This is a genomic window from Delftia sp. (genome assembly GCF_059499305.1).
In genome coordinates, this window is record NZ_JCABYI010000024.1 from 1 (window position 1) to 26,304 (window position 26,304).

A 26,304-nucleotide genomic window follows, 5' to 3' on the forward strand; every position below is an offset into this window, starting at 1 on the left:
TGCGCTGGGACCGCAGCGGCAGCCACGTCACGCGCGTGCTGCAGCCCGATGGCACCGCCGTGGCGCTGGAGCATGACAAGGCCGGGCGCATCATCCAGATGCACAGCCGGGATCCCTCGGCCAAGGAGGACGAAACGGGCTGGCGCACCGAACTGCGCCACGACGCCCAGGCCCGACTGGTGGCCATGCGCAGCCTGGCCCCCGACGCCAGCGTGCTGCAAGAGCAAAGCTGGCGCTACGACGCGCTGGGCCACCTCACGGAAACCGGCACCGGCGGCTGGCCCGGCAACGGGGACAAGACGGGCAATGCCGCCTATGCGGCCCAGACCCGCCAGCACCATGACGCCCTGGGCCGCCTGCTGTGGAGCGCCGATGTCCGAGGCAGCTTCACACAGCACCGCTACGACACGGAAAGCCGCCTGCTGCAGTCCGGTCGCTACGGTGGCCGCGCCGATGACGGCAGCCGCCTCATGGCCCAGGTGCAGACCTACCAGCCCGGCGCGCCAGAGCAGCCGCCATCCGCCGCAGACAAGGCCGGCACTGAAACTGCACCGCAGGCACGCCAGTTCTACGACGACTTCGGCCGCAGCGTCGCCACCCTCAGCCCCGACAGCGGCCTGAGCATTCGCGGCTACGACGCCACCGACCGGTTGGTCTCGGGCCGCGACGCCCTGGGCCAGCAGGCGCGCTACGAATACGACCTGCGCGGCCGCATCCTGCGCCAAACCATCACGCAACTGCCGCAAGATGGCGCGCGGCCACGCACCACCACCACCCGCTGGCGCTACCAGGGCCCCAGGCTGGTGGCGCTGGAGCATCCCGAGCAAAGCGAGGCCTACGAATACAACGACAGGGGCCTGCGCGTGCGCAAGCGCATCACCCGCCATGAAGAAAGCGGTGCAAACGGTGAAAGCGGGGAGAGCAGCCAGCACCACACCCTCCACTACGAATACGACAGCCACGGCAGACTCTCCGCCGCCAGCCTTCCCGACGGCAGCTGGCTGCACTACCTGCGCGACGGCCATGGCCAGATCACCGGCCTGCAGCGGCAGCGCGTGCGCACTCCCTGGCTGCGCTGGCTCAGCCCGGCGCAAACCATTGCCACCGGATTCGAGCGCGACCTGGTGGGACTGCGCAGCTGGCAGGCAGGCAACGGCATCGAGGCCCGCTATCAGCGCAGCCGCGAAGGCCTGCTGGCGCGCATCGTCTACCGCCAGACCGGCAAGAACAACACACGCACTGCCTCTGGCACATCCCATGACTGGATGCTGGGTGCCCGGCCCACCGACATTGCAGAGCAACTGCTAGGCCTGACCCCGGCCCATGCGGCCGAGCCCATGCAAGCCAAGGCACAGGCCACTGCAGCAACTGCCGCGCAAACGACAGCCGAACCGGCGCCCGACCAGCCGGGAGCCCTGGGCCAGCCCACCGCCCCCCAAGCCCTGCTGGACATGCGCTACCTGTGGGACAGCCAAGGCAACCTGCTGCTGCGCCAGGACCACTACAGCCAAGCCCCGCAGACTTTGCACCAGGACAGCCATGCCTACGACATGCACGACCGCCTGATCGTCCAGGTCCAGCGCACTGGCCAGGAACTGCGCTCCAGCCGCTACCACTATGACGAGGCCGGCAGGCGCACCCTGGACCAGCAGAACGTGTCCTCCGGCGATCTGCAGGCGGGCACGCGGGCCATCGCCTACCTGCCAGGCAGCCACCGCTGGAGTGCCGAGCGTGCAGCGGACCAGAAAGACACAACCACCCAGCGCACCCAGTACAACGCCAACGGCCAGCCCCTGCAGGCAGGCCCGCACAGCTACCGCTGGGACGCATTGGGACGGCTGGAACAGGTCAGCGAACAGGGCGCCCCGCTGGCCCGCTACCGCTACAACCACCGGGGCGAGCGCATTGCCAAACACACCGGCAAGGCCCAAGGAGGCAGCCGGGCGTACCTCTACGAATCTGGCCAACTCAGCGCCGAACTCGATGCCCAGGGCCGCATCACGCGCCAGTACATCCACCTGGGCCAGTGGCCCCTGGCCGTCATCGACACGCCCCAAGGCCGCAAGCCTGCGGATGGCCCCGGCACGCTGGGGCGCATCGTGCAGGACCTGGGCACCATCGCGGGCCGTTGGGTGGGCGGCGGCGAACGCCTGGCCTGGCTGCACACCAACCACCTGGGTGCCGTGGAAGCGGCCACCGACACGCAAGGCCAGTTGATCTGGCGTGCACGCTACACGGCGTTTGGCCGGCAGCAGGTGATGTCCCAACCTTCAGCCCCGGGCTTTGAAATGCCGCTGCGCCTGCCGGGCCAGTACCACGATGCCGAAACCGGGCTGCACTACAACCTGCACCGCTACTACGACCCGGACCGGGGCCAATACCTCACACCCGATCCGTTGGGCATGCCGGATGGACCCAATCCCTACAGCTATGTGCGGGGCAATCCGCTGCGGTATGTGGATCCGGAGGGGTTGATTCTTTTTGCGTTTGATGGGACCAATAATTCCAATCCACCGCCAGATAAGGATACTTGGTCCAACGTCTATAAATTCTATTTAGCGTATGACCAAAATATCAATGGAAAATCATGGTACATGAACGGCGTTGGCCGCTATGACGACGAAAGCAAAATTACAGCACCATGGAATGACCACATGGTAGCCAGTACAGCACGTGCGCGCGTAGACCATATGCTGAAAAATCTGGATAAATTCATGGAAGAGCATACGTTTGCAGAAGGAAAAAAGGTCAGTATCGACATCATTGGGTTCAGCCGTGGCGCAGCCATGGGCCGGGACTTTGCAAACAAGGTTGCCACCCGTATCAAAGAACAGCATTGGAAAGATAAGTCCGCATGTATGGAGCTTCGGTTTCTGGGGCTGTGGGATACGGTGGCGCAGTTCGGCGCAAATGGGCGCCTCAACGAACAATGGCAACTAGCCATTCCTTCGGAAGTGCAGCATGTTTTTCATGCAGTAGCACTCAATGAACACAGATATCTATTCCCCGGAGAGGACATAAACCGAGGCACTCAACTCGGATTCATAGGCAGCCATGCGGATATTGGTGGCAGCTTTGGGACTGGGGATTTATCGAATGTGGCGTTGAATTGGATCGCTGAGAAGGCAAAGGAAAGCGGTTTGAAAATGAAAAAATGGGATGAATCTGGCAATGAGGCTTGGGGAAGGGTCACAGAGCCAGTTCTCCACGATAAAAGCTACATCTATTCTGACCCACCTGACGACAGTGCCTTTTGCATAAGAGACAACAATGCAAAAGAAAAAAATTGTGTCCCTAGAAAAAAGTTCAGTCCTGGCGGCATGAGTGCAGAGGAGAGTCAAAAATTTATCATATATAGAACCAGACCGGGAATGGATTTGGACGGATCTTCACGCATTACCGGAGATATCAACATGAAGGAGTACGTCAAATGGCTGAAAGAAAATTACGGACTGACCGTCGCACTGCAATAAGTTATTGTTGCACAGCAATTTCATCCTCTCTGATTGGTTGTGCACATCGGGAGCCAGGCATCGGTTTATCACTGGAATTTTACAATAAAGGCTCTCACCCGCTAGCAACCAGGAGATTTGATTTTGATGGAAAAAGAGGACCAATACCGGGCTATCTTGGTCCAAGCTTAACGAACAGCAAAAATATGGGATTCATGCCAGGAGACATTAAAAGTGGAGTTCCGAAATTCGTAGAGGCAGAGTGGGTTCTTCATAGTGAGGAGTTTCTAGCTTGGTCAAACAATACTCCAGACAATGAAAGATATTCAAAAGAAAATCGTGAAATCTATAGAAAACTCTGGGCCGCCAACCCCCATTACGTACAGCGCATAGAACTCACCCCCATGCTGACGCCAGAACTCATCGCGAAAGTCCAAGCAGACCGCTCAAACACACAATTGAAGATGATTGTCATATTTCGGGATGACAAGGTAGAAATTACTGCGAAACCTTATAAGTGGCGATGATTTTATTCTCTCACAACAATCCCAAATATGACGTGGTAGGCCGGCGCATCCTGAAGCAGCAGGACATGGCGCCCATGTGGAATGCATCTTGGCAGCAGCAGGTGCTGTCAAAGGGATCGCACTGCGCCTGCTGGGCCATTACCGCGACGCCCAATATTCCCAGGCGAATCTATTAATCGAAGGGTAAAACCGGGATTTATTGGAAGCCATTACGATATTGGCGGCAGCTTTGGGACGGGCGACTTGTCCAATGTGGCGCTGAACTGGATTACAGAGAAGGCAAAGGAGAGTGGTTTAGCAATGAGAAGCTGGTAGGAGGCTGGTGACAGAAAATGGGGCACAGTAACCGAGCCCGTTCTTCACGACAAAAGCACTACACCTCCCGGCGGAATTCCAGAAGACAGCCTTTTTTGTTTAAAAAAGAACAATGAAAAGAAAGGTGATTGTATCTATCGACGTGTTGCAGAGATAGAAGGACTGACGCACGCCGAGAGCCAAAAATTCATCAAATATAGAGACAGGCCGGGATTTGATAGGGATGGTGTATCAGCTATTACTGGAGATATAGATATAAGGGAATATGCAAAATGGCTACAAGAAAATTATGGACTAACCGTCGCACTGCGATAGTTTATTTTTCCTCATCATTTTTATTACCATTAGCCAGTTGCGCAAATAGAAAGCAAGGCATTGGCTTGTCATTGTCTTTTTACAACAAAGGAATAAGCTCATTATTAGCAAAGCGTTTTGATTTTGACGGACGACGAGGACCATTTCCTGGTCCACTTGGCCCAGGAGGAGGAGGATCACATATGAGTTTTATGCCAGGAGATACACAAGGAGGAATACCAAGATCTGTAGAAATAGAGTGGCTTATTTATAGCAATGAATTTCTCGATTGGTCAAAAAACACTCCGCAAGAAATAAAGTACTCGAGCAAAAGCGAAGAAATTTATGAGAAACTCTGGGCCACCAACCCCCATTACGTACAGCGTGTGGACCTGACTCCCATACTGACTCCAGAGCTTATTTCAAAAATCCGAGCAGACCGCCCAAATACCCAATTGAAGATGATTGTCATATTTCGAGATGACAAAGTGGAAGTCACCGCTGAACCTTATAAGTGGCGCTAGACAGAAGCAATTACTCAGGACATTCAATAAGGGGTATATGCAGGAAAATAAACTCCAGCCCATCCATGACGATATGGATGCAAACCCGTAGGCCTGTGTTCTTTCATGTTGTACTTTATGCCTATGCATGAACAATCCAGAACACATTCCACAACATGTCGTACGCCAGACAATCATTCATCAAACCATTCGGAATATTTCATGAAAATATTCCAATTATTGATCATATATTTTGCGACCAGCATCACTCAAGCGTACGCAAAGTTAAATTTATCCACTACAAATACAAAGCCAGCACATCCTCCGTATGTACAATTAATCTCACGAAATGGCACCTCGCATCTAGTCAAGTCAATATTAAAAACACACTCATCTGAAAACACCCCATCTCTATATACCCAGGAGATGAGATGTGGCTCAGAAAAATCCACCGAGATAATAAATTCACCGATCAGCCTCTATATTCTCCCGTCATTTGCACAAACCACCCAATACCGTCCATTACTAGTTCACATGGGCCACAAAGGCGATTCGACAATTCTGCAATTGAAGAAAGACTTGTCAATGGTATCGCGCACCAGACCATTGAGCGAAATGACACTTGTCCGCAGCATCGCCGCAAGTGCCAAGGGCTATTTCATAGGAGGAATAACAGAAAAAGATATGCCATTCCTACAACATCTCAGCCATGACCTACAGAAAAGCAAGCCACTAAAAATACAAGGCAATCGCCAAGGGGAGATAACGGCGCTGTTCGAAAGCCAGGGGCGCATCATCGGAATCATCAACTATTACGTAGAAAAAATCTCTCAGCAATCTATCGGATCGGCACTGAGAGTCTATGGTGCCACAGGAAATCTGTTGATTGAAATCCCTTTGAATTCAACTGCAACCACAGGCATTGCACTCAAAGATGGAGGCCTGGCCATCAGCTACTGGATCGGCGAGCAGCTCTATGTAGAAAAACGTTCGGAGAATTTTGGATTTCTATGGAGAACCAAGCTTCATCAACGCCAGAACATCGCTTCCATTTTTGGGAAGATGGTAGAGGTGGGCAAAGACATTGCCTGGGTTGGCGTAAATGATAGGAAGCTCCTAGTGCACCGCATCAGTCAGCAAGACCAATCAGTCCATACAAGCATAGATACAGAATCAGGTGTAGTGGCATCCGGCAATGATTTCAACTACGTGCATGCTTATGGCAACGAGCTGCATATCGTCAGCGCGGACTCTCGCCTCAAAACCGACTCAGGCGCGAACCGCACCGAATTCTGTTTTATCGAAAGCCGGGATTTCTGAACTGTCCCGGCATTTCAAGGCAGTCACAGCCCATGGCCTGACTGTGGCCTGCCCCAAGCAGGCCCCCTCCTACCGGCCCCTCCCCCTCACCTCAACGTAAACACCTCCAGCGACCGCTCCAGCGACTGGGCGCTGGCACGCAGCGAGCCCGCCGCGCCGGCCGATTGCTCGACCAGGGCGGCGTTTTGCTGGGTGACGGAGTCGAGCTGGGCCACGGCGTCGTTGACCTGGGCGATGCCTACGGATTGTTCGCGCGTGGCGATGCTGATCTGGTGGACCAGGTCGCTGACGCGGCCCACGGCGTCGACCATGCCGTCGATGGTGCGGCCTGCGGCGTCCATGCGGGCGTTGCCATCGTTGATGCCGTCCACGGTGCGGTTGATGAGGCCGCTGATTTCCTTGGCGGCCGAGGCGCTGCGCTGGGCGAGGGCCCGCACTTCGCCGGCCACGACGGCAAAGCCGCGGCCCTGCTCGCCTGCGCGTGCCGCTTCGACGGCGGCATTCAGGGCCAGCAGGTTGGTCTGGAAGGCAATGCTCTCGATCACGCCGATGATCTCGCCCATGCGGCGCGAGGAGCCGCGGATGTGCTCCATGGCAGCGCCCACTTCCTGGATGGCGGCGCCGCTCTTGCCGGCGACCTGGCGGCTCTGGTCGCTTTCATGGGCCATGAGCTGGGCCGTGTCGGCGGTCTGTGCGACGGTGCCCGATATCTCTTCCATCGAGGCCGCCGTCTGCTGCAGGCTGGTGGCCTGGGATTCTGTGCGCTGCGCGAGGTCGAAGCTGCCCTGGGCGATCTCGTGGGCCGTCGTGGCAAAGCCGCGCATTTCGGTGCGCACGTCGCCGACCACGGCGCGCAGGTTGATCTGGATCTGCTGCAGCCGCTGCATCAGGGCGCCCATGGGGCCGCTGTAGTCGTGCTGCATGTCCGTGCCCAGCTGGCAGCTGGCAATGTCGGCGGCAAAGCCGCTGGCCTGCTCCAGGCCCGCCACGCAGCGCTGCTGGAAGCGCCACAGCACAAAGCTGCCACCCGCCAGCAAGGCGGCCAGGCGCGTGCCCCAGGCTGCGGCGCCCTGCCAGCCCAGCAGGTCGGGCAGCATGGCCGCCAGGCCCACGCCGCCCAGCATCAGCGCCATGCGGGCTGTCAGGCCCAGGTCGCTGCGGCGGTCCCACAGCCCGGCCAGGCCCAGGCGGCGCAGTTCGCCGCCGCGCAGTCGCAGGGTTTCCTGGCCGGCATCGGCTTCGGCGCGCATGCGGGCATAGAGGGCTTCGGCGGCCTCGATCTCGTCCGGCCGGGGCTTGGTTCGCACCGACAGGTAGCCGCGCGGCCGGCCGCCTTCCATGATGGGCGTGACGTTGGCGCGCACCCAGTAGTGGTCGCCGTTCTTGCGCCGGTTCTTGACCAGGGCAGTCCACGGGTAGCCGTGGGCGATGGTGCGCCACATGTCCTTGAAGGCGGCGGCCGGCATGTCCGGGTGGCGGATGAGGTTGTGCGGCTGGTCGATCAACTCCTCGTAGGTATAGCCGCTGACCCGCACGAAGGCAGGGTTGCAATGGGTGATCTCGCCCTTGGTGTTGGTGACGGATACCAGCAGCTCATCGCCCGGAAAGTCGTAGTTGAGCTGGCTGACGGGCAAATTCACGCGCATGGGTACCACTCCTTTGGGATGTCTCTTGTTCTTGTGAAATGGCAAGGCGAAGCGCTCTGAAGCCACCGGAATCCATCAAACGGAAACACAAATTCACATTTCCAAATCATCTCACAGCACGGCAACCCCAGTCCCATGCTCGGAACTGGTGCATGGTTTTACAGCGTGTGCGCCAGATTTGTGGTGATGATTCAGAACAGTTGAGGTGTAAAGGGATCGCTGTCCGGCGCGGGCTGGGCCGGTCCCCTGAGCAGTTGCTCGCGCGCCAGCGGGTCGTGGGCGGTGGCGTTCCAGTCGGCCGTGCGAACGAGGTTGCCCACGCGCACGCCCAGCAGGCGCAGCCGCTTGGCCAGGGGCACGCGCTTGAGGCATTGGCCTGCGGCGCGGCGCAGGGTGGCGGCATCGGCCATGGGCAGCTCCAGCGTGTGGTCGCGCGTGGCGGTCTTGAAGTCGTCGTAGCGCAGCTTGATGCCCACGGTGCGGCCCATGTAGCCCTTGCGCTGCAGGTCCTGGGCCAGGCGTTCGCACAGGTCGGTGAAGATGGCGCTCAGTTCGGCCCGGTCGCGCACGGCGTGCAGGTCGCGCTCGAAGGTGGTCTCGCGGCTCATGGAGACGGGCTCGCTGTGCGTGACCACGGGCCGGTCGTCACGGCCCCAGGAGGCACCATGCAGCCAGTTGCCGTAGGCGCGGCCAAACCATTGCACGAGCTGGGGCAGGCTTTGCGCGGCCAGCTCGCCGATGGTCCGTATGCCCAGCGCCTGCAGCTTGGCGTCGGCCTTGGGGCCTATGCCATTGATCTTGCGGCAGGCCAGCGGCCAGATGACGGTCTGCAGGTCCTCGGGCTGGACGATGGAGATGCCGTTGGGCTTGTTGAATTCGCTGGCCATCTTGGCCAGCAGCTTGTTGGGGGCCACGCCGATGGAGCAGGTCAGGCCCGTGGCGTCGGTGATGGTTTTCTGGATCAGCCGAGCCAGCACGCGCCCGCCTTCGCGCTGGCCGCCAGGCACGTCGGTGAAGTCGATGTAGACCTCGTCCACGCCGCGGTCCTCCATCAGCGGGGCGATGGAGACGATGATCTCCTTGAACATGCGCGAGAAGCGCCGCACCTCGGCAAAGTCCACGGGCAGCATGATGGCCTGCGGGCACAGGCGCGCGGCCTTCATCATGCCCATGGCCGAGCCCACGCCGAACTGGCGCGCCGGGTAGGTGGCCGTGGTGATCACGCCCCGGCCGACGTAGTCCTTGAGGCGCGAGAACTCGTCCACCGGAATCTCGTGCAGCCGCCCGGCGTAGCGCGCATCCAGCGCCTCGTCATGCGCGCGGCGCCCGCCGCCGATGACCACGGGCAGCCCCTTGAGCTGCGGATAGCGCAGCAGCTCCACCGAGGCATAGAAGGCGTCCATGTCCAGGTGGGCGATGCGGCGCGCAGGCGCAGCATCGGCAGGGCTTGCGGGTGTCGTGGGTGTCGTTTCAGGCACGCCGCCATTATTGCGGCAACTGTGCATTCATACAGCCTGCAGGGCTTGTTCCCACAGGCCCTGGACCATTCATCCCTGCAGGCAGATCAGCACCAGTCCCAGCACCATCAGAGCCATGCCGATCTTCTCCTGGCGGCTCAGGCTTTCGCTGAGCACGCGGCGCGAGACGATGTAGCTGAACACCACCTCGACCATGCCCAGCGTGCGCACGGGCGCGGCGCCTTGCAGGGCGTAGGCGGTGAACCAGGCCAGCGAGGCGGCCGCGCCCATGCCGCCGGCCAGCAGCGACACGCGCCAGGCGCGGAAGATGGGGCGCAGGCCCTGCGCGTGGGTGCGCGCAATCCAAGCGCCCAGGCCCAGGGTCTGCATGAGCTGGGCAATCAGCACGCCCCAGGCGCCCGACAGCCAGGGAGATATCTCGCCCAGGCGCGCCAGCTCCACGGCGCCGCCCCGGTAGCCCACGGTGGCGATGGCAAAGCAGGCGCCACAGGCCAGGCCATAGAGCGCCGAGCGGCTGGCCCAGGCCGACAGCGACAGCATCTGGCCGCGCGGCGGCAGCGACAGGATGAGCACGCCCAAGGTGGCCAGCGCCATGGCCAGCAGGGCCACGGCCGTGGGCAGCTCGTGCAGGAAGAGGCCTGCGAACAGGGCGACCTGCAGCACCTCGGTCTTGGACAGGGTGACGGCCACGGCGAAGTTGCGCTCCTTCATGGCCAGCAGCAAGGCCGCCGTGGCCGCTACCTGGAAGAAGGCGCCCAGCGCGATCCAGCCCAGGTAGGCCCAGGAGAACCGGGGCAGCGCCCAGGCCCCGTCCCCTCCCAGGTACAGCGCCAGCAGGTAGATGCCGGCAAACGGCAGGCCGTAGAGAAAGCGCACCAGGGTGGCCGGCAGGGTGCCGAGTTCGGAGGTCAGCGAGCGCTGGGCCGTATTGCGCACAGTCTGGGCGGCTGCGGCGAACAGCACCACGGGCACCCACAGCCAGGTCAGGTCTTGGAGGGAAGAAAGCATGTCGGCAAAAAAGGGAAGGCACCGCCGGCATGGCGCGGGCGACTGAGTGCCGGCCAGCATAGCCGCCGGTCGGGCACCAGGCGCACGCACTTGGAGAAGGCTGCCGCGCCCGGCAGCGAAACAGAGGCCGGCCAGCCAACGCTGCACGCGCGCCCTGCTCTGGCCAGGGCAAGCAGGCTGCGTTGTGCAGCAGCACGGCCGTCGCCAATGGCGAGCGGGCCTGCGCGGCGCGCTACAGGTCGCGCCGGATCAGCGCGCCCTTGAACAGCACCGGTCCCGTGGGCCCGGTCTGGCTGGGCACGCCGCCCTTGGGCTCCAGGCTGATGGCCAGGGCAGGCACGCCCTGGACTTCGGCGGCCGCTGCCGTCAGCTTCACGAGCTTGTCGCGTCCCAGCACGCCCAGCGACTGCGGGCCGCCCTGGGGCGGCAGGGCCCACAGCTGCAGCGATTTGTCTGCGGCCTCGTGGAAGTCGCCCACGCGCTGCAGCACCAGGCTGTTCTTGCCGGGGTCGAAGGTCACGAGCATGGAGGCATCGGCCTTGTCGTCGGCCAGCACGGCCACGTACTGGATCTGGGGCGTTGCCTGCAGCGCGACCTGGGCGGCCTGCAGCTGGTTGCGCAGCACGGCCAGCTGGCGCTCACCGCTTTGGCGCAGGTCCTGGTGCGACCACAGCCCCACGGCCACGGCCGCCACGGTGGCGCAGGCGCCCAGCAGGGCCGCGCCGCGCCACCAGGCCAGGGCACGGCCCACGCCGGATTTCGCGCGTTCGTCCAGGCCTTGCCCATCAACGGCGCGCCGCCGGTGCGGCTGGGCGGCGCGGGCCTTTTCGGCCTGCAGCAGGTTGTCGATGCGGACCCAGACCGCATCGTCGGGGCGCACGGGAGCCTGCATTTCGGACAGGGCCGACCAGCGGCCCTGCCACAGCAGGGCGGCGGCGCGCACCGGGGCCTGGTCACGGGCCAGTTGCTCGAAGCGGCGGCGTGCCGCACCGCGCAGCGTGCCCAGGGCGTATGCGGCGGCCAGCCGGTCCAGCAGTTCGGGGTGTCGGGAAATATTCATGGCAAATCCTTGGGCCGCTCAGAGCATGTCATCTGCATCACGCATGGCGCGAGAGGCAGCGGCGCAACTGCTCCAGGCCGCGCCGGATCCAGGTTTTGACCGTGCCCAGCGGCAACTGCAGCTGGCCGGCCAGTTCGCCGTGGCTGAGGTCACGCAGGTAGGCCAGGCTGACCACCTCGCGCTGGCGGCCTTCCAGCCGCTCCAGGCACTGGTACAGCGCCACCGCCTGCTCGCTGGCCTCGGCCAGTTGCAGCGGGCCCTGGCTTTCATCGCTCCCGCCGCCATGGGCCGCCAGTTGCGCCTCATCGAACTCCTCGTTCAGGTGCAGGCGTTCGGCGCGGCGCCGGCGCAGGAAGTCCAGCGCCCTGCTGCGCACCACCAGGCCCATCCAGGCCAGCGGCGGGCTCAGCGAGCCCCGGTAGCCCGAGGCGCTGCGCCAGATGTGCAGGTAGCTGTCCTGCAGCACGTCTTCGGCCCAGTCCTTGTGCCGCAGGATGCGCAGCGCAAGCCCGTACAGCCGGGACGAGGTGGCCTCGTACAGGCTGCGGAGCGCGGGCTCGTCCTGCGCTGCGATGCGGTCCAGAAGTTCCATCAGCTCTTGGTCGGTTGGTGTGGTGCCCATGCACGCATTGTGGGCGAGCGGGCGGCCCCGTGGCCCGCACTGTTGCGTCGCCGCCCCGGGGGGCTTGTCGTGTCCTTCAATCGGCTGCAGGGGTCATATCGGTGGCCTGCAGGGGGTCTGGTACCGGTCTGCCGGCCTGCGCCGGCTCTCACTGGGCAATACGCAGCACATTGCGAACCGGATGCGGATAAATTTTTTTTGCACCCAGGTGAATCCAACCTCACCCATGCTGCGTATTCCGTGTGTCGCGCCCCGGACAGCGGTCCAAGGCGACATCCCTCAACCCCTCGACCTGGAGAACCTCATGAGCTACATCCTCCCCCTCGGCCTGGCCACCATGGCTGCACTGACGCTTGGCGCCTGCTCCTCCATGGACATGAGCAAGAGCTATTCCCAGTCCGGCCTGCCGGCCGCCGTGCAGGTGCCCGCAGGCCACAAGGTCGCCATGGAAACCGTCGGCATCGGCCAGATCACCTACGAGTGCCGCGCCAAGAAGGACCAGGCGATGGAGCAGGAGTGGGCCTTCGTCGGCCCCGATGCCCGCCTGACGGACCGCCAGGGCCGCGTCATCGGCCGCTACTTCGGCCCGCCCGCCACCTGGGCGCACCAGGACGGCTCCAAGGTCACGGCCACCCAGGTCGCGGTGGCTCCGTCCAGCGCAGGCAACATCCCCCTGCAACTGGTCAAGGCCGAACCTGCCACCGGCATGGGCGCCATGCAGGGCGTGACCTATATCCAGCGCGTGGCCACGCGCGGCGGCGTGGCGCCGGCCATGGCCTGCAACAGCTCCACGCTGGGCCAAAAGCAGGTGGTGCAGTACCAGGCCGACTACATCATCTGGAAGGCTTCCTGATCCGCCGCCACCGGTGCCGCTACGGCTGCCCGCCCCCTGCCCCGAAGGCCGAGGGCGGCATGCCGAACTGGCGCCTGAAGGCCAGCGAATAGGCGCTGTGGCTTTCATAGCCGGCCTCCAGCGCCACCTGCACGATGGGCCGGCCGGCCAGCAGGGCCTGCATGGACGACAGCAGCCGCGCGCGCTGCCGCCAGCGGCCGAAACTCAGGCCGGTGGCCTGCAGGAAATGGCGGTGGAAAGTCTTCTCGCCCATGGCCAGCCGTGCGGCCCAGTCGGCGGCCGTGGCGGCCAGGTTTTCAGCCCGTTCACCGCCCTGGCCCACGGCCTGGCCGCCTTCGGCCAGCGCGCGGCAGACAGCCGCCATGCGCGCATCCTGCGGCCAGGGCAGGTGAAATGGCACGACAGGCGGCTGGCGCAATTCCTGCAGCAGCAGTTCGACGACCAGCCGGTTCCTCGTTTCATCCTGTCCGCGCTGCGGCGCCGCCGGCCAGCGCGCGACCTCGCTGATCAGCTCGCGCAACAGCGGCGAGACCTCGATCACGCAGTCCGCCACCGGCAGCCCCTGCGCCGCCTGGGCATCCACGAACAGGCTGCGCACCTGCACGGCACCACGCATGCGCAGGCTGTGCGGCACGCCCGAGCACAGCCAGACGCCGCGCGTGGGCGGCACCACCCAGCGCCCGCTGCGCGCGCGCACCTCCAGCACGCCCTGCACGGCATAGAGCAGTTGGCAGCATTCGTGGGAGTGCTCCTGCACTTCCATCCCGGCCGGATAGTCACCGGCCACGCCCGTGACGGGCAAGGGCGCGGCAGCCTGCAGCTCAGGCAGGCCGGCATGGCCACAGGGCACGGCGGGAAGGTCGGCGGCAGTGCGCATGTTTGTCCAGATCCATGGAGAAAATGAGAAATTCTATAAAGACAGACAAATGCCCTGCCCGCAAACTGGCACCCGTTCCCTGTGATTCACCGCCATCGCACCATGCACCGCCTGCCCTCGCCCTCCCTACCATCCCTGGCCCATGGCCGGGGTCCGGGCGCCTGCGCAGGCGCCGCATTTCGCACCGACTCTCCCTGATCCCGGCCTGGCGCAGCTTCCCCACACCGGGAAGCCAGGAGAGCGGGGCTGCCGGCCGATCCGGTGGCTGCATACCCAGCGTTTCCTGCGAGGCCCGCATGCTGAAGAATCCCGCGTCCAGATACCTTCCCTTCCCCGCCGTCGACCTGCCCGACCGCCAATGGCCTTCGCGCCAGCTGAGCCAGGCGCCCGTGTGGCTGTCCACCGACCTGCGCGACGGCAACCAGGCCCTGTTCGAGCCCATGAACCGCGAGCGCAAGCTGCGCCTGTTCCACGAGCTGGTGCGCATAGGCTTCAAGGAGATCGAGGTGGGCTTTCCCTCTGCCTCGCAGACCGACTACGCCATCGTGCGCCACCTGATCGACGAAGGGCTGATCCCCGCCGATGTGACACCCATGGTCATCACCCAGCTGCGCGAGGACCTGATCCGCGCCACTGTGGACAGCGTGGCCGGCGCGCGGCGCGCCATCGTGCACTTCTACAACGCCGTGGCACCGGCCTGGCGCGAGATCGTCTTCGGCATGCAGGTGCCCGAGATCATCGCCATGGTGGAGCACCACATCGCCCTGCTGCGCGAACTCACCGATGCCCACCCCGAGACCGAATGGGTGCTGCAGTACTCGCCCGAGACCTTCTGCATGGCCGAGCTGGAGGTATCGCTGGCCGTGTGCAACGCGGCCATCCGCGCCTGGGATGCAGGCCCCGGGCGGCCCATGATCATCAACCTGCCGACCACGGTGGAGGTGAGCACGGCCAATGTCTTCGCCGACCAGATCGAGTGGATGCACCGCCGCCTGGAGCGGCGCGAGCACATCGTGCTGTCCGTGCACCCGCACAACGACCGGGGCACGGGCGTGGCCTGCGCCGAGCAGGCGCTGCTGGCCGGCGCCCAGCGCGTGGAAGGCTGCCTGTTCGGCAATGGCGAGCGCAGCGGCAACCTCGATGTGGTGACGCTGGCGCTCAACCTGTACACGCAGGGCATCGCGCCGGGACTGGACTTCTCGGACATCGCCGCCGTGGCGCGCATTGCGGAGGAATGCACGGCCCTGCCCATCCACCCGCGCCACCCCTATGTGGGCGACCTGGTGTTCACGGCGTTCTCGGGCTCGCACCAGGACGCCATCGCCAAGGGCTTTGCGGCGCAACGGCCCGATGCGCCCTGGCGCGTCCCCTACCTGCCCATCGACCCGCAGGACCTGGGCCGCACCTACGACAGCATCGTGCGCGTCAACAGCCAGTCGGGCAAGGGCGGCATCGCCTTCCTGCTGCAGCGCGACCATGGCGTGACCATGCCCCGGCGCATGCAGGTGGAATTCAGCGCCGTGGTGCAGCGCCAGGCCGACGCCAGCGAGGCCGAGCTGGCCAGTGAAGACCTGTGGGAGCTGTTCGAGTCCACCTACCTCGCACCCCGGCAGCTTCCCTGGCGCTACCACAACCACCATCTGTTCGACAGCGCCAAGGGCCAGGGCATTGCGCTGGAAGTGGTGCGGACGGACGGGCTTCGAATGCAGCTGCATGGCGATGGCAGCGGTCCCATCGACGCCGTGGCCGCTGCCATCGGCCAGCACCTGGGCGTCGCGCTGCGCATAGACCACTACGAGGAGCGCAGCCTGGGCCAGGGCGCCGGCGCCACGGCGCTGGCCATCGTCGAGGCCGCCCTGCCCGGCGTGGCGGGCACGCGCTTCGGTGCGGGGCGCCATGCCAACATCGTGACCGCCTCCATCCTGGCGGTGCTGCATGCGGCGGGCCGGCTGGTGGCGGCGCAGCCGGAAAACCGGTGCGTACCTGCCCAAGCCTGAGGCGCAGCCTGAAAGGAGAAAAGGACCGCCGAGGCGGTCCTTTTCTCGTGCAGCTTTTGCCGGTTCAGCGCACGGCGCCCGGATAGGTTCCGCGCAGCAGGATGCTGCGGTCCACGGTATCGATCTGCGTGTGGCCGCAGAAGGCCATGGTGGTCTCCAGCTCCTTCTGGATGATCTGCAGGGCGCGCGTCACGCCATGCTCGCCGTAGGCACCCAGGCCGTAGAGGAAGCTGCGGCCGATCATGGTGCCCTGGGCGCCCAGGGCACGCGCCTTGAGCACGTCCTGCCCGCTGCGGATGCCGCCGTCCATCCAGACCTCGATGTCCTTGCCCGCCGCCTCGGCAATGCCCGGCAGCGCCTCGATGGACGAGGGTGCGCCATCGAGCTGGCGCCCGCCGTGGTTGCTGACGACGAGCGCGTCAGCGCCGCTGTCGGCCGCCAGGCGCGCGTCCTCGGCGTCCATGATGCCCTTGAGGATGAGCTTGCCGCCCCAGAGCTTCTTGATGCGCTCCACGTCGCCCCAGTTCAGGCTGGGATCGAACTGGCTGGCGGTCCACGACGACAGCGAACTCATGTCGGCCACGCCATCCACATGTCCGACGATGTTGCCGAAGGTGCGGCGCTTGGTGCCCAGCATGCCCAGGCACCAGTGCGGCTTGGTCGCCAGGTTGGCCAGGTTGCGCAGCGTGGGCTTCGGTGGCGTGGACAGGCCGTTCTTGATGTCCTTGTGGCGCTGGCCCAGGATCTGCAGGTCCAGCGTCAGCACCAGGGCCGAGCAGTTGGCCGCGCGGGCACGCTCGATCAGGCGCTCCATGAACCGGCGGTCGCGCATCACATAGAGCTGGAACCAGAACGGATGGCGGCCCGTGTGCTCGGCAATGTCCTCGATGGAGCAGATGCTCATGGTGGACAGCGTGAACGGAATGCCGAAGGCCTTGGCCGCGCGCGCGCCCAGGATCTCGCCGTCGGCATGCTGCATGCCGGTCAGGCCCGTGGGCGCGATGGCCACGGGCATGGCGACCTGCTCGCCGATCATGGTGGTGCGCGTGCTGCGCCCCTCCATGTTCACGGCCACGCGCTGGCGCAGCTTGATCCGGTGGAAGTCGTCCTCGTTGGCGCGGTAGGTGCCCTGGGTGTAGGAACCCGAATCGGCGTAGTCATAGAACATGCGCGGCACGCGGCGCTGGGCCACGACGCGCAGGTCTTCGATGCAGGTGATTTTGGAAAGGTCGGTGGACACGTTTTCTGGCTTTCTGGAACCCGCATGCCGCGGGACTGCCGAGCATGGTAGTGCCGTGCGCGGGCTCCGGCCACCCGTTCGGGTTTGAAGTGATTTGTGCGCCGATTGAAATTTTCTCTCTCGCAGCCCAACCCAGGGCTAACGCTAGTGCGCCAAACCGCCATGGGAGTAACGATCCGCCCCGCACAACATCCTAAAAACTCTTCAGGAGAAGCTCCTATGGTTTGGCAACAGGTCTACGACCCTCTTTCCAACATGTGGCTGTCCACACTGCTTGCGGCCATTCCGGTCGTGGTCATGCTGGTGGGACTGGGCTTTTTGCACATGAAGGCCCATCTGGCGGCCGGCGCCGGGCTGGTTGCCGCGCTGGTGATCGCGGTCTTCGTCTACAACATGCCGGCCGGCATGGCCGGGCGCGCGGCGCTGTTCGGCGGCTTCACGGGGCTGCTGCCCATCGGCTGGATCGTCCTGAACATCATCTTCCTGCACCAGCTGACCGAGAAGAACGGCAGCTTCAAGATCCTGCAGGACTCCATTGCCGGCATCACCGAGGACAGGCGCATCCAGCTGCTGCTGATCGCCTTCGCCTTCGGCGCCTTCTTCGAGGGCGCGGCCGGCTTCGGCACGCCCGTGGCCGTGACGGCGGCCATCCTCATCGGCCTGGGCTTTTCGCCGCTGGCCGCCTCGGGCCTGTCGCTGATCGCCAATACCGCGCCCGTGGCCTTCGGCGCGCTGGGCACGCCGGTGATCACGCTGGCCAAGGTCCATGGCTACGACCTGATGGAGGTCACGGCCATGGTCGGCCGCCAGCTGCCGTTCTTCTCGGTGCTGGTGCCGTTCTGGCTGATCTGGGCCTTTGCCGGGCGCAAGGCCATGATGGAGATCTGGCCCATCATTTTGGTGACCGGCGTGTCCTTCGCCATTCCGCAGTACCTGGTGTCCAACTTCATCGGACCCGAGCTGGTGGACATCATCGCGGCCATCGTCTCCATGGTCTGCACGGTCGGCTTCCTGCGCATATGGCAGCCCAGGACCATCTGGCGCTCGACCTCGCTCAAGGGCCATGAGAGCAGCGGCGGCGAGGCCCAGGCGCCCCGCGCCGTGACCCAGCACCCGCGCGCCGACGTGATCCGCGCCTGGACGCCCTGGGCCATCCTCACGGTCTTCGTCTTCATCTGGGGCCTGCCCTCGGTCAAGGCGGCGCTCAATGGCCTGTTCGCACCGGCCTTTCCCATGGAAGGCCTGCACAACATGGTCGAGAAGGTGCCGCCCGTGGTGCGCCAGCCCACCAAGGAAGGCGCCATCTACACGCTGAACCTGCTGTCGGCCACGGGCACGGGCATCCTGCTGTCGGCCATCGTGGGCGGCCTGGTCATGAAGTACAACCCCGTGCAACTGGTCAGCCAGTTCGTGCGCACCCTCTGGCTGGTGCGTTATTCGCTCATCACCATCGTGCTGATGCTGGCGCTGGGCACGCTGACGCGCTACTCGGGCACCGACACCACGCTGGGCCTGGCCTTCGCCAACACCGGCGTGTTCTACCCCTTCTTCGGCACGCTGATGGGCTGGCTGGGCGTGGCGCTCACGGGTTCGGACACGGCATCGAACGTGCTGTTCGGCGGCATGCAGAAGGTGGCGGCCGAGCAGCTGGGCCTGTCGCCCAACCTCATGGGCGCGGCCAACAGCTCGGGTGGCGTGATGGGCAAGATGATCGATGCGCAGTCCATCGTCGTCGCCTCCACGGCCACGCGCTGGTTCAACCACGAGGGCGACATCCTGCGCTACGTGTTCTTCCACTCCGTCGCCCTGGCCTGCCTGATGGGCATCTTCGTGACGCTGCAGGCCTATGTCTGGCCGTTCCGCCTGATGGTCAATTGAGCCTTGCGCATCTGCGTCAGGCCCCAGCCGCCCGCATGCGCCGGGCGGCTTTTTTGCGCCTGGGGTACGCATCGCTGCATCAACAGATGCGCAGCGGCATTTATGGTTGTACCATGCAACCATATTCAAACCCTGCACGGCCCCAAGGAGCACCCATGCCGCAGCACGATCTTTCCCTGGTGGACGACATCCGCGCCGCCTCGCGCCAGATGGTGCGCGAGCTGGGCTTCATGCAGGCCACGCTGGCGGCCACGGACTATCCGCCCTCGGCCGTGCACGCCATCCTGGAGATCGGCGCGCAGGGGTCCATGGCGGCCTCGCAGCTGGCCCAGGCGCTGGGGCTGGAGAAATCCAGCGTCAGCCGCATGGTGCGCAAGCTGGTGGAGGCCGGCGAGCTGAAGGAAACCGCCGATGGCGAGGACGGCCGCGTCAAGCGGCTGGCCCTCACCGCCAAGGGCCGGCGCACGCTGGCCGCCATCGAGGCCTTCGGGCGCCAGCAGGTGACGGCCGCGCTGGACCGCATGCAGCCGCCGCAACAACAGGCGGTCTCGCGCGGCCTGGCCCTCTACGCCCAGGCACTGCAGGCGCATCGGCAGGAGGAGCCCCTGCCCGCACCCGCGCAGATACAGGTCCTGCCCGGATACCGGCCCGGCTGCATCGGCCGCATCGTGGAAATGCATGCGCGCTTCTATGCACGCCACGCAGGTTTCGGCGTCTTCTTCGAAAGCCGCGTGGCCAGCGGCCTGGCCGAGTTCGCTAGCCGGCTGGACAAGCCCTGCAACCAGCTGTGGACAGCGCTGGACGGCGACCGCGTCGTGGGCTCCGTGGCCATCGATGGCGAAGACCTGGCCAAGCACCCCGAGGACCGCCAGGCGCACCTGCGCTGGTTCATCCTGGACGACGGCCTGCGCGGCGCCGGCACGGGGCGCCAGCTGCTGCAGCAGGCCCTGGCGTTCTGCGACCAGCAGGCCTTCGAGGCCACCCAGCTGTGGACGTTCAGCGGCCTGGATGCGGCACGCCGGCTCTACGAATCGTCAGGCTTCACCCTGGCCGAGGAATGGCCGGGCCAGCAATGGGGCGAGACCGTGACCGAGCAGCGCTTCGTGCGGGCTCGGCCCTGATGCTGCCCTGAGGCTGCCCTGGGGCCGCACTGCGGCGTTCAGCGCCCGCCCGCGCGCGAAGCCACCACGCCGGCGCCGCGCACCTCCACCTGCACGCTGTCCAGCACCTGCCCCTTGGCATCGACCAGTTCCAGCCGGTGGCGGCCGGGCCAGGGCATCCAGGCGGCGGCAGCCCCCCGGCCGATCTCCTTGGGCGGCGGCTCGGCCGCGCCGGGCGCGGCAGCACTGACCATGCGCCAGCGCAGGCTGGCGTCCTGCCATTCCTGCGTGGCGGCCGTGCCTGCGGGGCGGGCCGACAGCTGCACGCGCTGGCGGTCCGGCGGAATGTCGGGGTCCAGCGCGAGGATGGTGCCGTTGGCCGGGCGCGCAATGCGCACGGGCGAGGCGGCCGAAGTCCCGCGTGTCGATGCGGATGCGGCAGGCAGGCCGCTGCCCGCCATGGCGAACAGGCTCTGCTGCGTGCCCGCCACGAACCACTCGCTGCGCGCGCTCTCCAGCGGCAGGCCCGACGCATCGGGACCGAAGCGCACGGCCTGCTGCAGCACGCCCGCCGGCGCCTTGGGCGCGCGGCTGGGCGTGTGGGCGTGCAGGAAGCCCATCACAGCGGCCCAGACAGGTGCCGCGCCGCTGGTGCCGCTGACCGAGTGCATGGCCTCGCCGCGCGCATTGCCCACCCACACGCCCACGGTGTAGCGCTGCGACCAGCCCACGGCCCAGTTGTCGCGCATGTCCTTGCTGGTGCCGGTCTTGACGGCCGTCCAGAAGCGCGTGGCCAGCACGCTGTCGGTGCCGAAGGTGGGCGCGCGCGCCATGGGATCGGACAGGATGTCGCCCACGATGAAGGCCGCGCGTGCATCGATGGCCTGCACGGGCGCAGCCGGCTTTTGCGCTGCGGACCCCGCGCCCGTGGGCTGCGCCGCCCAGCGCACGGGCGTCAGCTGCCCGCCGTTGGCCAGGGCGCGGTAGGCGTTGGTGAGCTGCAGCAGCGGCACCTCGGCACTGCCCAGCGCCAGGCTGAAGCCGTGGTAGCCGCCGCTTTCGCGCAGCGGCAGGCCCAGGCGCTGCAGTTGCGAGAAGAAGGCATCGGGCGTGACCATGACCAGGGTGCGCACGGCCGGCACGTTGAGCGACGACGCCAGCGCCGTGCGCGCCGAGACCCAGCCCTTGAAGCGCCGGTCGTAGTTCTGCGGGATGTAGAGCCCGTTCTGCGTGGGAATGTGGGCCGATGAATCCTCGATCAGCGAGGCCGCCGTCAGCCGCCGCTCGGCAATCGCCTGGGCATAGAGAAAGGGCTTGAGGGTGGAGCCGGGCTGGCGCATGGCCGTGACACCATCCACCTCGGCCGCCTGGCTCAATTCGCCCGACGAGCCCACCCAGGCCAGCACCTCGCCCGTGGCGTTGTCCAGCACGACGATGGCGCCGTCCTCCACGTTGCGGCCCTGCAGCTCGCGCAGTTGCTGCTGCAGGCTTTGCACGGCAAAACGCTGCACGGGCGCGCTCAGCGTGGAGCGCACGCGGGCCTGGCCTTTGGACTGCGGCTCGGCCAGCAGGCGGCGCGCCAGGTGGGGGGCCTGGCCTTCGCTGGCCGCCCATTGCCGGCGCAGCAGCACGCTGGCGGTGAGCAGTTCCATGGCCGTGCAGTCGCGCGCCGCCGCATCCTCGGGCGCCAGCGACTGCAGCACGCCGCAGGCGCGCCGGCCCACGCGCTCGGGCGAGGCGTTGGGGGCACGCACCAGGGCGGCGGCAATGGCGGCCTCTCGCGCGTCCAGCCCGTGCGCGGCCTTGCCGAACAGGGTGCGCGACAGCGCATCGATGCCCACGATCTCGCCCCGGAAGGGCACCAGGTTCAGGTAGGCCTCCAGGATCTGGTCCTTGCGCCAGCGCCGGTCCAGCACCTGGGCCGACACGGTCTGGCCCAGTTTCTGCACCACGCTGCGCCCGCCCGGGCCCTGGCGCCAGTCGCCGTCCAGCAGGCCCGCCAACTGCATGGTGATGGTGCTGGCGCCGCGCGTGCGCTGGTTCCAGAGGTTGCCCCAGGCGGCGGCGGACACGGCCGCCCAGTCCACGCCGCTGTGCTCGTAGAAGCGCTTGTCCTCGCTGAGCACCAGGGCCGTGCGCAGCGCGGGAGAGATGTCGGCCAGGGCCACCCAGTCGCCACGGCGCACGCTGGCGTCGGTGCGCTGGCGCTGCAGCACCTCGCCCTCGCGCGAGAGCAGTTCGGTCTCGGAGGAGCGGTGGCCTTCGCGGACTTCGGAAAAGCTGGGCAGCGCCTGGGCGGCACCGGCCGCCGCGAACAGCAGCGCGGCCGCCAGGGCCGCGCGGGGAAGACGCATGAAGGGGGAAGGTCGCCGGGATTCGATCATGGAGCCGGCATTGTCCGCCTTTGAGCCAGCGGCTCAGGAAGAATGGCGTATGCCCTTCTTGAGCTTGAAGGACAGCAGCACCATGAGCACGCCGAAGACCACCGTATACGTGGCCAGCACCCAGAGCATGGCCATCATGCCCGCGCCCGGCTGGGCCAGCACGAAGGCGCCGAACAGCACAGACAGCACGCCGCCCAGGATCAGCAGCCACTCGCCCGTGATCTCCTTGCGCAGCCGCACGGCCGCCACGATCTGCAGCAGGCCCGTGACCAGGGCCCAGGCGCCGATGTACAGCGTCATCACCAGGGCCGTGACGCCGGGCGCGACCACGGTGAGCACGCCCACCACCACGCCGGCCAGACCCCACAGCAGCAGCACCCACCAATGGCGCATCTGGTCGCGCCCCTGGATGGCCGAATACACGCCCAGCAGGCCATCGACGAAGGTGAAGGCACCGAAGGTCAGCACCAGCGCCGCCAGCGATACCGCCGGCTGCGCCCAGGTCAGCACGCCGAAGGCGATGGCGACCAGGCCGCGCAGCAGCAGCACCCACCAGGTGCGGTGAAGAATCGTGGACAGCGGATTGGGGCTCATGGATGCTCCTTCAAAACAGTCCCCATGACCTTGGAGCAGGCCCGCCACACTGTCTGTAGGCGAAGGCCGGCTTGGCGGCGGACCCTGACCTGGATCAATCCAGCTGCAGCAGCACGGGCTGGTGGTCGGAGAGCCTTGTGTCGCTGTCCACGGCCCAGCCGCGCACATGGCCGCGCAGGCTGTCGCTGACCCAGGCGAAGTCGCAGGCGCCGGGCTCGGGGCCCCACTGGCGGTCGAACAACCGGAAGGTGGGCGGCTGGGGCTGGTCCGGGTGCAGCACGCTCCAGCTGTTGTGCCATTGGCCTGCGCTCAGGGCGCCCTGCTCGCCGGCCGCCCAGGGGGCGGACAGGCCGGCGTATTCATCCTCGTGCGGCTCGAAGTTGAAGTCGCCGCAGAGCACGGCATGCGGCGTGTGCGGCTTGGTCTGCTGGGGCGAGCCGTCGCTGGCGGGCTGGGGCGGCGCCTCGGCCTGGCCCAGGGCCTCGATCTGCAGGGAACGCAGCGCCAGCGCCTGGGCCATGCGCTGGCGGCGCGAGAAATATTCGAGGTGGGTGCTCATCACGCGCACGGGGCCCAGTGCGGCATCCATCACGGTCACTGCCGTGCAGCAGCGCGGCATGCTGCGCACGCCGCCATCGTGCGGATACGGCAGGCGGTGATGGGCCACCTGCAGAGCAGGCAGGCGCGTGGCCACCAGGTTGCCGAAGCGCTGCCGGCCCACGGCCGTGAATTCGTCCACGGCCGCGCCGAAGAAGACCTTCCAGCCTTCGGGAAGGGCCGCGCGCACCTGCTCCACCTGGTCGCCGGGCGCGCCCTGCAGGCCCGGATAGTGGACGGCGATTTCCTGCAGGCACAGCACGTCGATATCGGCCATGGACAGTGCATGCGCCACGATGCGCTCCGGGTCCATGCGGCCGTCCAGGCCCAGGCACCATTGGGTGTTCCAGGTGAGGATCTGCATCATGCGGACAGCGGCTCGCGCAGCTGGAACAGGTTGCCTTCGGGGTCCATGGCGTTGCAGACGCGAAAGCCCGGGCCCAGCCAGGACTGCTCCCACAGCTGGCCGCCATGCGCGATGACCAGGGGGCGCACGGCCGCAAAGCTTTTCACGGTGGCAAAGAACTTGATGGCCACGTTCTCGCGCGGCTGGGGTGGCTCGGTGATGGTGATGTGCCGCGCAATCGCCTCGGGAATGGCGTGCAGCACCAGTTGCAGGTCCGGCGACTGCAGCACCATGAGCTCGCTCGTGTGGTGCAGCATGCGCATGGCCAGCACCTCCATGTAGAACAGCGCCAGCCTGTCGGGCTGCTTGGCGTAGATGAACAGACCTGCGGATGCGGGACCGGACATGGTGGACCTCGGGGTGAAAGGCTGGGACAAGGAACTTTAGCACCGCCCTCACTTGATCCCCGCACGCATGAAGCTCTGCACGAACTGGCGCTGGAACAGCACGAAGGCCACCAGCAGCGGGCCCGAGCTCAGCAGCGTGGCGGCCGTGATGGTGGCCCACTCCACGCCAGACTCCACGCTGGAGAACACCTGCAGGCCCACAGTGAGCGGGCGCGCCTGCACGCTGTTGGTGATGATCAGCGGCCACAGGAAGTTGTTCCAGTGAAAGCTCACCGACACCAGCGCAAACGCCAGGTACACGGGCCGCGCGAGCGGCACGTAGACGCGCCACAGGATCTGCAGGGTGCTGGCACCCTCCACCCGCGCGGCCTCGTCCAGTTCCCGGGGAATGCCCAGGAAGGTCTGGCGCAGCAAAAAGATCGCGAAGGCCGATGCGAAGTACGGCAGGCCTATGCCCAGCAGCGTATCGACGGCGCCCAGTCGCGACACGGTCTGGTAGTTCGCCACCAGCAGGATGTCCGGCATGATCATCAGCTGCACCAGCACCAGCGCAAAGGCCAGGCCCTGGCCGCGAAAGCGGTAGCGCGCAAAGGCATAGGCCGCCAGCGTGCCCAGCACCAGCTGGGCCGCCAAAATCATGACCACCAGCACGGCCGTGTTCAGGAAATAGCGCGCAAAGGGCGCGGCCTGCCAGGCACGGCGAAAGTTCTCCAGCGTCCAGGGCGCGGCCAGGTCGAAGCGTGCCGAGTATTCGGGCGGATGGAAGGCCGTCCAGAACGCATAGGCCAGCGGCAGTATCCACAGCAGGGCCAGCAGCCAGGCGGCCAGCGTGTCCAGCCAGGTGGCGCCGTACAGCGCGGGCGGCGCATGGCGCGGGGCAATGGGTGCGGCGCTCATTGGTAGTGCACCTTCTTGTCGAGCACGAAGAACTGCAGCAGCGCCACGGCCGCCAGCACGGCGACCAGCACCACGGTCAGGGCCGCCGCATAGCCCGTGTCCCAGAACTTGAAGCCCACTTCGTACAGGTGATAGAGCAGCAGCGTGGAGGCGTTGTCCGGCCCGCCGCGCGTGAGGATGAAGAGATGGTCCACCAGGCGGAAGGCATTGATCACCGCATTGACCAGCACGAACAGCGTGGTCGGCATCAGCAGCGGCCACTGCACGCGGCGCAGGAAGTACCAGCGCGAGGCGCCTTCGATGGCCGCAGCTTCCCTGAGGCTGGGATTGAGCGTCTGCAGCGCGGCCAGGTAGAAGATCATGAAAAAGCCCGCCTCCTTCCACACCGCCACCACGGTCACGCAGGCCAGCGCCGTGGACGGGTCGCCCAGCCAGTTGTGCGCGGGAAGGCCCACTGCGCCTCGCAGTTGCTCCAGCAGCCCGTACTGCGGTGTGTAGAAGAACAGCCAGATGTTGGCCACGGCAATCATGGGCAACACCGTGGGCGTGAAGTACGCCATGCGCACGAAGGCGCGGCCGGCCAGCCTCTCGTTGACCCACAGCGCCATGGCCAGCGCCAGCGCCATGGACAGCGGAATCGTGGCCGCCGCAAACCACAGGTTGTTGCGCACGGCCTGCCAGAACACCGGGTCGTCCAACATCACGGCGTAGTTCTCCAGCCCCACCCACGGCCCCGGCTGGCCGCCGCGCGGCGTGGCACGCAGGCTGTCGATCAGCGTGGCCACGGCCGGCCAGTGCGTGAAGGCCACCAGCAGCACCAGCGCCGGCAGCAGCATCAGCCAGGCATGGACGGCCTGGCGGCCGCTCGCAAAAGAGGAGGAAGCGTGGCTCATGCGGTCAACGGCGCGA

The 26,304-nt window shown here is 65.5% G+C and carries 21 protein-coding genes; 8 read left to right on the forward strand and 13 right to left on the reverse strand.

Annotation, left to right across the window (positions count from 1 at the left end; genetic code table 11):
• The first annotated feature begins 35 nt into the window (after positions 1–35).
• From AC5I49_RS14310 to AC5I49_RS14325, 4 genes are all read left to right on the forward strand, one after another.
• Positions 36–3,473, forward strand: coding sequence for an RHS repeat-associated core domain-containing protein (locus AC5I49_RS14310; RefSeq protein WP_495789548.1), 3,438 nt, complete (start codon positions 36–38; stop codon positions 3,471–3,473).
• Positions 3,431–3,979: a hypothetical protein gene (locus AC5I49_RS14315; protein ID WP_310041379.1), complete on the forward strand. Its 549-nt coding sequence runs from the start codon at positions 3,431–3,433 to the stop codon at positions 3,977–3,979. The genes AC5I49_RS14310 and AC5I49_RS14315 overlap by 43 nt, the downstream gene beginning before the upstream one ends.
• 587 nt (positions 3,980–4,566) lie before the next feature.
• Positions 4,567–5,112 carry a hypothetical protein gene (locus AC5I49_RS14320; protein WP_495789549.1) on the forward strand — a complete coding sequence of 182 codons (546 nt, stop codon included), beginning with the start codon at positions 4,567–4,569 and terminating at the stop codon, positions 5,110–5,112.
• 201 nt (positions 5,113–5,313) lie between these two features.
• On the forward strand, positions 5,314–6,411 hold the full coding sequence (locus tag AC5I49_RS14325; protein ID WP_495789550.1) for a hypothetical protein: 1,098 nt from the start codon (positions 5,314–5,316) through the stop codon (positions 6,409–6,411).
• Between the two features lie 86 nt (positions 6,412–6,497).
• Here AC5I49_RS14325 and AC5I49_RS14330 read toward each other — a convergent pair whose 3' ends face one another.
• The 5 genes from AC5I49_RS14330 to AC5I49_RS14350 form a co-directional block, all read right to left on the reverse strand.
• Entirely contained in the window at positions 6,498–8,057 is a 1,560-nt protein-coding gene (locus AC5I49_RS14330; RefSeq protein ID WP_046239606.1) for a methyl-accepting chemotaxis protein, read from the reverse strand.
• A gap of 191 nt (positions 8,058–8,248) precedes the next feature.
• Complete coding sequence (locus AC5I49_RS14335; RefSeq protein WP_016447830.1) at positions 8,249–9,562, reverse strand: Y-family DNA polymerase; 1,314 nt, start codon at positions 9,560–9,562, stop codon at positions 8,249–8,251.
• Positions 9,563–9,604: 42 nt separating this feature from the next.
• Positions 9,605–10,543 (reverse strand): DMT family transporter, encoded by a 939-nt coding sequence (locus tag AC5I49_RS14340; protein ID WP_017404187.1) that lies wholly within the window; start codon positions 10,541–10,543, stop codon positions 9,605–9,607.
• A gap of 232 nt (positions 10,544–10,775) precedes the next feature.
• Complete coding sequence (locus tag AC5I49_RS14345) at positions 10,776–11,603, reverse strand: anti-sigma factor (protein ID WP_016451141.1); 828 nt, start codon at positions 11,601–11,603, stop codon at positions 10,776–10,778.
• Positions 11,604–11,640: 37 nt separating this feature from the next.
• Positions 11,641–12,225, reverse strand: coding sequence for an RNA polymerase sigma factor (locus AC5I49_RS14350; protein ID WP_126310845.1), 585 nt, complete (start codon positions 12,223–12,225; stop codon positions 11,641–11,643).
• A gap of 304 nt (positions 12,226–12,529) precedes the next feature.
• Between AC5I49_RS14350 and AC5I49_RS14355 the strand changes: the two genes are divergently transcribed.
• Positions 12,530–13,078, forward strand: coding sequence for a DUF3455 domain-containing protein (locus tag AC5I49_RS14355; RefSeq protein WP_016447834.1), 549 nt, complete (start codon positions 12,530–12,532; stop codon positions 13,076–13,078).
• Positions 13,079–13,097: 19 nt separating this feature from the next.
• Here AC5I49_RS14355 and AC5I49_RS14360 read toward each other — a convergent pair whose 3' ends face one another.
• Positions 13,098–13,955, reverse strand: coding sequence for an AraC family transcriptional regulator (locus tag AC5I49_RS14360; protein WP_017404188.1), 858 nt, complete (start codon positions 13,953–13,955; stop codon positions 13,098–13,100).
• A gap of 296 nt (positions 13,956–14,251) precedes the next feature.
• On the opposite strand from AC5I49_RS14360, the gene AC5I49_RS14365 reads away from it, so the two are divergent.
• Positions 14,252–15,952, forward strand: coding sequence for a 2-isopropylmalate synthase (locus tag AC5I49_RS14365; RefSeq protein WP_495789551.1), 1,701 nt, complete (start codon positions 14,252–14,254; stop codon positions 15,950–15,952).
• 64 nt (positions 15,953–16,016) lie between these two features.
• On the opposite strand, the gene AC5I49_RS14370 is transcribed toward AC5I49_RS14365, so the two are convergent.
• The gene (locus AC5I49_RS14370; protein ID WP_495789552.1) at positions 16,017–17,192 is read right to left on the reverse strand and encodes an alpha-hydroxy acid oxidase; all 1,176 of its coding nucleotides are present in this window, start codon (positions 17,190–17,192) and stop codon (positions 16,017–16,019) included.
• Between the two features lie 219 nt (positions 17,193–17,411).
• On the opposite strand from AC5I49_RS14370, the gene AC5I49_RS14375 reads away from it, so the two are divergent.
• Both AC5I49_RS14375 and AC5I49_RS14380 read left to right on the forward strand, forming a co-directional pair.
• A complete protein-coding gene (locus AC5I49_RS14375; protein ID WP_016447838.1) occupies positions 17,412–19,070 on the forward strand; it encodes an L-lactate permease in 1,659 nt (552 codons plus the stop codon).
• A 155-nt stretch (positions 19,071–19,225) separates the two neighbouring features.
• Positions 19,226–20,191: a bifunctional helix-turn-helix transcriptional regulator/GNAT family N-acetyltransferase gene (locus AC5I49_RS14380; protein WP_016447839.1), complete on the forward strand. Its 966-nt coding sequence runs from the start codon at positions 19,226–19,228 to the stop codon at positions 20,189–20,191.
• A 38-nt stretch (positions 20,192–20,229) separates the two neighbouring features.
• On the opposite strand, the gene pbpC is transcribed toward AC5I49_RS14380, so the two are convergent.
• The 6 genes from pbpC to AC5I49_RS14410 all read right to left on the reverse strand — a co-directional run bounded on the left by pbpC (position 20,230) and on the right by AC5I49_RS14410 (position 26,288).
• The gene (pbpC, locus tag AC5I49_RS14385) at positions 20,230–22,554 is read right to left on the reverse strand and encodes a penicillin-binding protein 1C (protein ID WP_425558414.1); all 2,325 of its coding nucleotides are present in this window, start codon (positions 22,552–22,554) and stop codon (positions 20,230–20,232) included.
• Between the two features lie 33 nt (positions 22,555–22,587).
• Positions 22,588–23,148 (reverse strand): HdeD family acid-resistance protein, encoded by a 561-nt coding sequence (locus tag AC5I49_RS14390; protein WP_495789553.1) that lies wholly within the window; start codon positions 23,146–23,148, stop codon positions 22,588–22,590.
• A gap of 94 nt (positions 23,149–23,242) precedes the next feature.
• Complete coding sequence (locus AC5I49_RS14395) at positions 23,243–24,112, reverse strand: endonuclease/exonuclease/phosphatase family protein (RefSeq protein WP_212644961.1); 870 nt, start codon at positions 24,110–24,112, stop codon at positions 23,243–23,245.
• Complete coding sequence (locus AC5I49_RS14400) at positions 24,109–24,498, reverse strand: VOC family protein (protein ID WP_016447842.1); 390 nt, start codon at positions 24,496–24,498, stop codon at positions 24,109–24,111. The genes AC5I49_RS14395 and AC5I49_RS14400 overlap by 4 nt, the downstream gene beginning before the upstream one ends.
• A 48-nt stretch (positions 24,499–24,546) precedes the next feature.
• A complete protein-coding gene (locus AC5I49_RS14405) occupies positions 24,547–25,395 on the reverse strand; it encodes a carbohydrate ABC transporter permease (RefSeq protein WP_074921071.1) in 849 nt (282 codons plus the stop codon).
• Positions 25,392–26,288 carry a carbohydrate ABC transporter permease gene (locus tag AC5I49_RS14410; protein WP_495789554.1) on the reverse strand — a complete coding sequence of 299 codons (897 nt, stop codon included), beginning with the start codon at positions 26,286–26,288 and terminating at the stop codon, positions 25,392–25,394. The genes AC5I49_RS14405 and AC5I49_RS14410 overlap by 4 nt, the downstream gene beginning before the upstream one ends.
• Positions 26,289–26,304: the final 16 nt, after the last annotated feature.